Source organism: Aquabacterium sp., from assembly GCF_036279675.1.
Classification (GTDB): Bacteria; Pseudomonadota; Gammaproteobacteria; order Burkholderiales; family Burkholderiaceae_C; genus Aquabacterium.
In genome coordinates this window covers 1-6,787 of the sequence record NZ_DASUIS010000151.1, presented here as the reverse complement: position 1 = coordinate 6,787, position 6,787 = coordinate 1, and the positions used below count along the sequence as shown (strand labels likewise).

Annotated in this window: 1 protein-coding gene; it reads right to left on the bottom strand. The window is 64.9% G+C overall.

Annotation, left to right across the window (positions count from 1 at the left end; all coding sequences use genetic code 11):
- Positions 1 to 6,787: non-ribosomal peptide synthetase (locus VFW93_RS17920; RefSeq protein WP_329695314.1), on the bottom strand; the 6,787-nt coding region annotated here is incomplete at both ends.

The window sequence follows — 6,787 nt, the reverse complement described above, 5'->3', positions numbered from 1 at the left end:
CTACCAGCCTTGACGGCCAGCACGGCCGCCTCCTGCACACCAGGCTGAGCCAGCAACCGGGCTTCGATTTCGCCTGGCTCGATGCGGAAGCCCCGCACCTTGATCTGGTGATCCTGCCGCCCCAGATAGTCGATGCGACCGTCTTCGCGCCAACGGGCCAGATCCCCGGTCTTGTAGAGTCTCGCGTCCACGTCCTGGCTGAACGGATCGGGCACAAAGCGCTCTGCCGTCAAGGTGGGGCGATGGAGATAGCCACGCGCGACGCCATCGCCGCCGATGTGGATCTCGCCGGTAGCCCCGATGGGCACGGGCCGGCCGAACTTGTCGAGGATATGGATGTGGGCCCCGCCAAGTGGCCGCCCGATCGACACGGCCACGCCTGCATCGACCTTGTCCAGTTCATCGGGATCGCAGATTTCCAGCGTCGCGCACACAGAGGCCTCTGTAGGCCCATACGCATTCACGAAACGGCACCCCCGCGCATACTGCCTGGCCAAAGCGGCCGGGCAGGCGTCGCCACCAGCAATCAAGGTCCGCAGGCTGTTGGCAGCCTCACCCAGGGGCCAGGCGTTCATCACGGCCGGCGACAACAACACATGGGTGATCCCATGGCGCTGAAGTGTTTGCTGAAGCGGTGGGCCTGGCAGCACGTCAGCCTGATCGGCCAGATGCAAACTGCCGCCAACACACAGCGCCATCATCCACTCCCAGGCAGACGCGTCAAAGCTGGTCGAGGCAAACTGCAGGACGCGGCTGTGTTCATCCAGCGCGAGCACCGAGACAGAAGCGGCCAGCAACTGGCACAGCCCACGATGCTCGACCATCACGCCCTTGGGTTGACCGGTTGAGCCCGAGGTGTAGATCACATAGGCCAGGTGGCGCCCCGCCTCATGGCCATTCGATGGCTTCAAAGGTGTGGCTGGTGAGGTGTGCCAGGGCGTGACCGCATCCAGGTTCACCACTACAGCCTGAGCCGCGGCCTCCAGCGCCCGAACCCGCTCGTGGGTTTGCGCGCTGGTCAGGATGACCGCCGGTCTGGCATCCCCGAGCATGTAGGCGATCCGCTCCACGGGGTAGCTGGCGTCCACCGGCACGTAGGCACCGCCGGCCTTCAGGCTGGCCAGCAAGCCAAGGATGACTTGCGGCCCACGGTCCACCACGATGGCCACCAGCGTATCGGCCTCGACCCCAAGCGATTGCAGGTAGGCAGCCAGGCCATCGGCCTGTGCATCCAGTTGGGCATAAGACCACTGCTGGTCACCGTAGCGCATGGCCAGCGCATCTGGACGCATGCGGGCCTGTGCTTCAAACAGGGCGTGCACTTGGTGAACTTCAGGCGCCATGCCGAGTTCCGGGACCTGACGCTTGCCGCTGACACTGAACGTGTCCAGCAGCAGCCGTTTTTCGACCGCGGGCAACACCTCCAGTTGCGTCAGGCTAGGGGAGTGCCCGCCATCCGGCTCGGCTTGCAGCGCCTGCGTCAGCGAAGTCAGCGCCGTTTCCATGTACGCGTTGATGCGCCCTGCATCAGCGGGCCATCGCGTCTGGGTGCTCAAGCCAAAGCCGGTGCCATAGTCATCAACCGAGATGCTCAGCGGGTAGTTCGTGCGCTCCAGGCTGGCCACCACGCGCACGCCATCCAACTGGCCCAGGCTAGCCTGTTCTGCGGCGCTGTGCCGGTAGTTCAGAACGGCGTTGAACAAGGGCTCGTCGCCTTGCACGCCACTGCATCGCTGCGCCATGGCCAGGGACGATTGCTCGAATCGGATGAGTTCGACCAGATCCCGCTGTGTGGCCCGAACCAGTTCGCCAGGGCTTTGCGCGCGCAGATCAACCCGCACGGGCAAGGTGTTGACGAACACCCCCAGGCCTTGATGGGCGCGCGCATGGCCGCTGGCCTCACCCTGCATGCGGCCAGACAGCACGCTGCCAAACACCACGTCGCTCTGTCCCGCGCAACGCCCGGCCACCAAGGCCCACGCCACGTGAACGATGGCAGCAGGGCTGACACCCAACTGGCGAGCAGCCGCGCGTAAACCAAGCGCGATCTCAGGCTTCAATGGTTGCCGGGCCTCCTGCAAGGCCTGGCCGCCACCGTGAACATCGGCCATATCGAACAAGGTGCAGGGCTGCTCGACCGAAGCGAGCCGCTGCGTGAAGTAGCGGCTCGCTTCCTCGTCGGTGCCTCGTTGCAGGCTGCGCCAGACGAAATCGCGGTAGGGCACCACCTCTGGCAACATGGCCGACTGGCCACGCATGCAGGCCTGCACCTCCTGCAACACCACCTCCAGCGAGACGTGGTCACAGACCATGTGATGCACGTTCAAGGACAGCATCCATTTGTCGGCATCGATGTGCCCCGCGACCAGGCGGATCAAGGGCGCCTTGCCCATGTCCATGCGCATGTGGGCCATCGACATCAAGGACAGGAACTCTTCACGCCGTGTGTCGCCATCCTGCATCGCGCTGGAGAACTCGAACTGCTCCAGGCTCAGGCTGGCCTGGCGCCAGACCACCTGCATGGGTTTGGCCAAACCGCTCCAGTACACGGCAGTGCGCAGGACGTCGTGCCGATTCACGACCTCTTGCAGGGCACTGACGAAGGATTGCAGCCGGTCGTGCGCATCGAACTCCAGCACCAATGGCAGGATGTAGGCATCGCCCGCCTCGGGGTTCAACAGTCGGTGGAACAACATCCCTGCCTGAAGCGGGACCAGCGGATAGATGTCCTGGATGTTGCTGATGCCACCGGGTACTTGGGCCGCCAGGTGATCCACCTCCGCTTGCGAGAGCGTGGCCAGAGGCAGCATATCCGGGGTGATGGCGGCACAACCCACCTCGATCAGATTGGCTGGCACCGTGGCCACGGCGGGGCCCACGAGCTCGCCCATCGCCTCGATTCGCGCAGCCATGTCGGCCAGATCGGCCGCGGCGTACACGTTGCGCACGTCCACCACATGACCATGGGCGCGCAGCTTGTCCAGCATCTGAACAATCAGCAGGGAGTGCCCGCCCAGGTCAAAGAAGTTGTCGTGGCGCTGGATCGCCGGCGCGGCCAGCAACTCACGCCAGATGCTGGCGAGCAGCTCTTCGAGCTCCCCTTGGGGGCTGTCGCCCGCCGAGGCGTCCTCACTGCATGCCAGGGAGGCAGGAAGCCTGGACTTGTCCAGCTTGCCATTGGCGGTCAAGGGCAGGGCATCCAGCACATGGAACACGCTGGGCACCATGTAGGCCGGCAAGGCTACCCGCATGGCTGCGCGCAAATCCTCAGCGCGCAGTGCGTCATCGTCCGGGCCTCGTGCGGTCGGTGCTGGCGTGACATACGCCACCAGCCTGGGTTGCTGAGCCTGGTCCTGCTCGATCAGGACAACCGCTTCGCGCACCGAAGGCAGCGAAAGCAGATGCGACTGAATCTCTCCCAATTCGATGCGGAAGCCGCGCAGTTTGACCTGCTGGTCATTTCGGCCGAGGTACACCAGGCTGCCATCGGCGGTCCAGCGCGCCAGATCGCCTGTCTTGTACAGGCGGCCGCCATGCGGCGAGAAGGGATCTGGCACAAATCGCTCGGCTGTGAGCTCAGGCCGGTGGAGGTAGCCCAAGGCCACGCCCGCCCCGCCGATGTGGATCTCGCCGACCACGCCCACACCAACCGGCTGCATGCGCGCATTGAGCACATACACCTGGGCATTCGGCAGAGGCTTGCCTATGGGTACGGCGCCCGCTTCATCAGGTGTGCACTCGTGGCTGGTCGCGCACACCGTGGCCTCGGTGGGGCCATACAAGTTGACCAGACGCCGGCCCATCTCGGGCCGCGCCCAGCGTTGGGCCAGTCCACTCGGGCAGGCCTCGCCACCCACGCACAAGACCTGCAAGGCATCCAGCCCATCGTGCGAGGGCATCATGCTCACGGCCACAGGGGGCAACAAGGCATGGGTGATGGCGTGGTCACGCAAGGTGCCGTAGAGCGCCGGGCCGGGCAGCAAATCCTCTCGATGCGCCAACACCAGGCAGGCGCCCGAGCCCCAGGCCAGCAGGCATTCCCAGATGCTGGCGTCAAAGCTGATCGAGCCGAATTGCAGAACCCGACTCTGGCTCGTCACACCCAGGGACGCTTGCTGACGTCTGGCCAGGTTGACCAGGCCGGCATGGCTGACCATCACGCCCTTGGGCGTGCCGGTGGAGCCGGAGGTGTAGATCACATAAGCGGGATCCTCATCCGATGCGCCATCACCAGGTTCGAGCGTGTGGGTATTGCAGGCGCTCAACAGCGTTGCATCCGCGTCCACCAACAGCAATCTGGCCTCGGTTGCGGGCAAAGAAGGCGCCGTGCCGGCATCCGTGACGATGAACTGCGCACCACTGTCCTGAAGCATGTGGGCCATGCGCGCTGCAGGATAGCTGGGATCTACAGGCACATAGGCCGCACCCGATTTCAGGATGGCGAGCAGCCCGGTGATCAAATCGGGGCTGCGGGGCAGGCAAAGCGCCACGATGCTGCCACGGCCTGCGCCCATGTGGCGGAGATGGTGCGCCCACTGATTGGCGCGTTGGTCCAGCTCGCCATAACTCAGGATCTCGCCCTGCATCTCGATGGCGGCGGCGTCTGGTTGCTGCATCGCCCACTCGGTGACAAGCTGCGGCACCCGCACACCCCGGGCAAGGGGCTCGGTGGTCTGGTTGAAGCGGCGCAGCACGAGGTCCAATTCGTCATCGGGCCAGACCTTGAGCGACAGCGCGCTCACATCTGTCGTGCCAGCCAGGGCCGCCACCATGGATGTCAGCGCCGTTTCCAGCATGCGCGCCAGACGCTTGGCACCGACATGTGCGGGTACCTGCGCCTTCAGCTTGAACTGCCCGCCAGCCTCGTCGATGGACATCACCAGCGGATAGTTGCTCCGCTCCTGCGCGCTCAGCAGCTCGATGCCGGGCGCCAGTTCCAGGTCGTCGAGGGGCGCATCATCTTGCTTGTGCCGGAAGTTCAGCACCGCGGTGAACAGGGGCGTACCTGCCGGCAGATCGCTGCACCGCTGCGCGAGCGACAAGGGCGCGTGTTCACACGCACTCAGGCTCAGCAAGTCACCTTGCACCTGCATCACAGCCTGGCGCGCCGTGCAATGCTGCAAGGCCAGCCGCAGGGGCAGCGTGTTGATGAAGGCGCCAACGGTTTCCGCTGCGCCCTCACCGGCATGCAGACGGCCGCTGAGCACCGTACCGAACACGACATCATCTCGCCCGCTGGCTTGCGCCACCACCAGGGCCCAGGCAGCATGAAACACGGCTGCGGTGGCCACACCATGGCGCCGCGCCTGCTCGGTCACGCTGCGCGACAGCCTGTTGCTGATGCTCAAGCTGGCTTCTTCAGACGCACTGCCGTCACCATGCACGTCCAGCAGTCCGAAAGGCGCTGTGGGCTCGTCCACGCCAGCAAGATAGCGGGTAAAGAAATTTGCTGCATCGCTGCGCTCGGCCTTGGCCAGCACACGGGCCACAAAGCCGCGATAAGGCACAGCCGGCGGCAAGGCCACATGCGGCGCACTCATGAAGAGTCGCAACTCGCTCAGTACACGCTGCAAGGAGTAGTTGTCGTCCACCAGGTGATGCAGGTAGACCAAGGCATACCAGGCGTCGCCGTCCTGCGCTGTTTCAACGCGAACCAGGGGGGCTCGGTTGAGCGCCATGTGCAGGTTTTCCGGCTGCATGCGCGCCTGCAAGCACGCCAGCACATCATCCTCACCCTGCAAGGGCAGGTGATCTACCGGCAGCGTTGCGCTTCTCAACACCACCTGAACGGGGCGAGGCAAGCCCTCCCAGCAGACGGCCGTCCGCAAGGCATCGTGGCGGTCGATCACCTGCTGGAAGGCTGTCAGCATGGTATCGAGCTGCGCGCGTGAGGCGGTGCGTACCAACATCGGCATGATGTAGGCGTCCCCCATGCCTGACGCTGATTGAAGCGCCACCACGTGGTGGTACAGCATGCCCTCCTGCAATGGTGTCAGGGGGTAGATGTCCTGCACCAGCCGCGCATCGCCGCAGGTGTCGGCCACGACGCGGTCGATCTGCGCCTGGCTGAGCGAGATCAGGGGCAACATGGCCGGCGTGATGTGGGCGCATTCTGAGGGAATCAGATTGACGGGCACCGCTGGCTCGGACACGTCGCGGCGAACCAGGGCGTCTGCCAGTTCCGCCAAGGTGCGTGTTTCAAACACCGTGCGCATGTCCACATGCCAGCCCATGGGGCGCAGGCGCTCGGCCATCCTGATCACGAGCAGGGAGTGCCCCCCCAGATCAAAGAAGTTGTCGAAGCGGCCGACCTGAGGTGCCTGCAGGAGGTCCTGCCAGATGCTGGCCAGGGCTGCCTCCAGTTCGTTGTCTGGCGGTGCATACACATGGTGCACGAAGGCCGTTTCATCCGGCAGCGGCAGGGCCTTGCGGTCCAGCTTGCCGTTGGCACTCAGGGGCCAGGTCGGCAGCACCACCAGGGCGTTGGGCACCATGTGCTCGGGCAGCACGCCACGCAAGACGGTTCTGAGTTGCCCGGGCAGCACACGCTGCAGGAACGCGATGTCAGGGGAGGGGGCACTGGGCGCAGTGGCCGGCGTGACATACGCTACCAGCCGTTGATCGCCTTGTGCAGCAGGCGAAGAGGTGCGCACAGCCAGCACCACCGCCTCCTTGACTTCAGGCTGCCGGGTGAGGTGGTACTCGATTTCACCGAGTTCGATGCGCAAGCCACGAATCTTGACCTGGTGATCGGTCCGCCCCAGGTACTCGATGGCGCCGTCGGCGC